Source organism: Propionivibrio sp. (genome assembly GCF_049316945.1).
Classification (GTDB): Bacteria; Pseudomonadota; Gammaproteobacteria; order Burkholderiales; family Rhodocyclaceae; genus Propionivibrio.
On sequence record NZ_JBMOJE010000351.1, the window covers coordinates 1 to 2,007 of the forward strand.

The window sequence follows — 2,007 nt, forward strand, 5'->3', positions numbered from 1 at the left end:
GGCGCTCCCGAAAAAGCTGGCAGATGAAGCCGCCATTCTGAACATGGCAAAATCACCAAGCGTGGCAGATGGATTCAGGGCGATGATGCCTTCACTCTCGCCGACGATGATCGCCATGAAATACAAAGGACGGATTTACTCCCCTCTGGTGATTGAGAGTATCGGGCAACCCATGAATTCTCCGGTCGACAAGTACGGCAAATACGCTGAATTGACGATACCGATGACGCTGTGCACCCTGACGGCGATTGACCGCGATGACTGGGCGGCAATCTACAACGCCGAGCGAACAGGCTGATTCGCAACCCGGAAAACGCCCTAAAACGCCAATTTCCCATGCCGCAGACTTGGTTTGTCGCGGCTAGGGATGCACCCGAACGCTGTTCCGCATAAACAGCTCGCCGCGACACCCCTTTAATGCCAAGGAGTCGCCACCATGCCCGATAGCCGATACACCCTTCACCTTGGCGATTGCCTTGAGCGCATGGCAGAGATACCGGACGGCAGCGTGGACATGATCCTGTGCGACTTGCCTTATGGGACGACTGCGTGCAAGTGGGATTCGGTTATCCCGTTCGAGCCATTGTGGGCGCACTACAAGCGCGTGATTAAGAAGAGCGGGGCGATTGTACTGACGGCAAGCCAGCCATTCACCACGAAGCTGATAAGCAGCAACATGAAGGATTTTAGATATGAGTGGATATGGGATAAATACACTCCGACAGGTTTTTTGAACGTAAGACGAATGCCTTTGAAGCAGCATGAAAACATCGCTGTCTTTTACGAAAAACTGCCCACTTACAACCCTCAGAAATATAAAAAACCGTATTTAGCAGCACGAACAGGAAAAGGGTTTACCAAAGAAGGAGACGATATTAAATCTGGCGTGTATGGGTCTGGTTTGGTCAACGGGTCGGGGTTTAGAAGCGAATACGCGCATCCAAAAACAATTATTTATCAGCCGACCGGCAACGGGTTGGATAAGAAAAACAACGTTCACCCCACCCAAAAGCCCGTTGCGCTCATGGAGTACCTGATCCGCACCTACACCAACGAGGGCGAGACGGTTCTCGATAATACGATGGGAAGCGGCACAACCGGAGTTGCTTGCATCAACACTGGCCGCAAGTTCATCGGCATCGAGCGCGACGACAAGTATTTCGCCATCGCCAAAGCCCGTATCGAAGCCGCCATCGCATCTCCGGTTCAGGCCGGTCTGTTTGGACAGGCGGCATGACCGTGACTCACGGCGCATGTTTGGCGAGCAACTCTGCCGCTCTGGTTTGCCACCCCTTACCGGAAGCTCGCCAGCGCGCTAAAGCCGCTTCGTCAATCCTCAATGTAGTAGGCCGCTTGGTTGATTCCTGCACGCTGCCAACCGGGCGACCACGGCGTGCCATGATGATTTCTGGTGTGTGCACCTCTGCAAATTCTCCGCGCTTGGCTTGTTCAAGCGATTCACGCAGACCGGGTAAATTCATCCCGGCATCGGCATCAATCGCCTTTGCAACCTGTTCAACGTCAATGTTTTCAATGTTCATGGCTCGCCTTTCTTATTTCCTTGGTGGTCATTGTGCTGCGCTCAGCTTTGACATAAGCCGCAATCAGCAGAACTACCCCTTGTTCGGGCAGGTGGAAGTAAATAATTCTCGCCCCTCCTCGTTTGCCTTGGCCGCGTGCCGACCAGCGAACTTTCCGTGCACCACAAGCTCCGGGGATAACGTCCCCAGCCAAAGGATTCTGTGCAATCCAGTTGATAAAGGCATGGAACTGTGCGTCCGTCCAGATACCGGCGGATTGCTGCTGAAATTCAAGAGTTTCAATAACTGTGTGCATGAATTGATTGTACATCTAAATAATGCAATAGTCAAAGGTATCCTGCCATGATTAACTTCCCCCCGCTTCGCACACGCCGCCTGACCGTTCAGTTGCGTGAGCTTTCAATCGGCGAATCAATTGCCATTGCTGCTATGCCAGCGAGCATGCATGAATCCTCCTGCGCGGCCT

The 2,007-nt window shown here is 52.9% G+C and carries 4 protein-coding genes; 2 read left to right on the forward strand and 2 right to left on the reverse strand.

The annotated features are described in order from the left end of the window. Together ACOYNV_RS28010 and ACOYNV_RS28015 are read left to right on the forward strand one after the other, a co-directional pair. Nucleotides 1-298: hypothetical protein (locus ACOYNV_RS28010; protein WP_422903104.1), on the forward strand; the 298-nt coding region annotated here is incomplete at its 5' end. A gap of 138 nt (nucleotides 299-436) precedes the next feature. Next, nucleotides 437-1,237, forward strand: coding sequence for a DNA-methyltransferase (locus tag ACOYNV_RS28015; RefSeq protein WP_422903105.1), 801 nt, complete (start codon nucleotides 437-439; stop codon nucleotides 1,235-1,237). A gap of 7 nt (nucleotides 1,238-1,244) precedes the next feature. On the opposite strand, the gene ACOYNV_RS28020 is transcribed toward ACOYNV_RS28015, so the two are convergent. Both ACOYNV_RS28020 and ACOYNV_RS28025 read right to left on the reverse strand, forming a co-directional pair. Further along, the gene (locus ACOYNV_RS28020; RefSeq protein WP_422903106.1) at nucleotides 1,245-1,541 is read right to left on the reverse strand and encodes a BrnA antitoxin family protein; all 297 of its coding nucleotides are present in this window, start codon (nucleotides 1,539-1,541) and stop codon (nucleotides 1,245-1,247) included. Continuing rightward, nucleotides 1,531-1,851 (reverse strand): DNA-binding protein, encoded by a 321-nt coding sequence (locus ACOYNV_RS28025; protein WP_422903107.1) that lies wholly within the window; start codon nucleotides 1,849-1,851, stop codon nucleotides 1,531-1,533. The genes ACOYNV_RS28020 and ACOYNV_RS28025 overlap by 11 nt, the downstream gene beginning before the upstream one ends. Nucleotides 1,852-2,007: the final 156 nt, after the last annotated feature.

Bases quoted from the DNA above. Each gene is read 5' to 3' on its own strand.
- ACOYNV_RS28025 (WP_422903107.1), bottom strand. From the start codon at position 1,851: ATGTACAATCAATTCATGCACACAGTTATTGAAACTCTTGAATTTCAG.
- ACOYNV_RS28015 (WP_422903105.1), top strand. From the start codon at position 437: ATGCCCGATAGCCGATACACCCTTCACCTTGGCGATTGCCTTGAGCGC.
- ACOYNV_RS28020 (WP_422903106.1), bottom strand. From the start codon at position 1,541: ATGAACATTGAAAACATTGACGTTGAACAGGTTGCAAAGGCGATTGAT.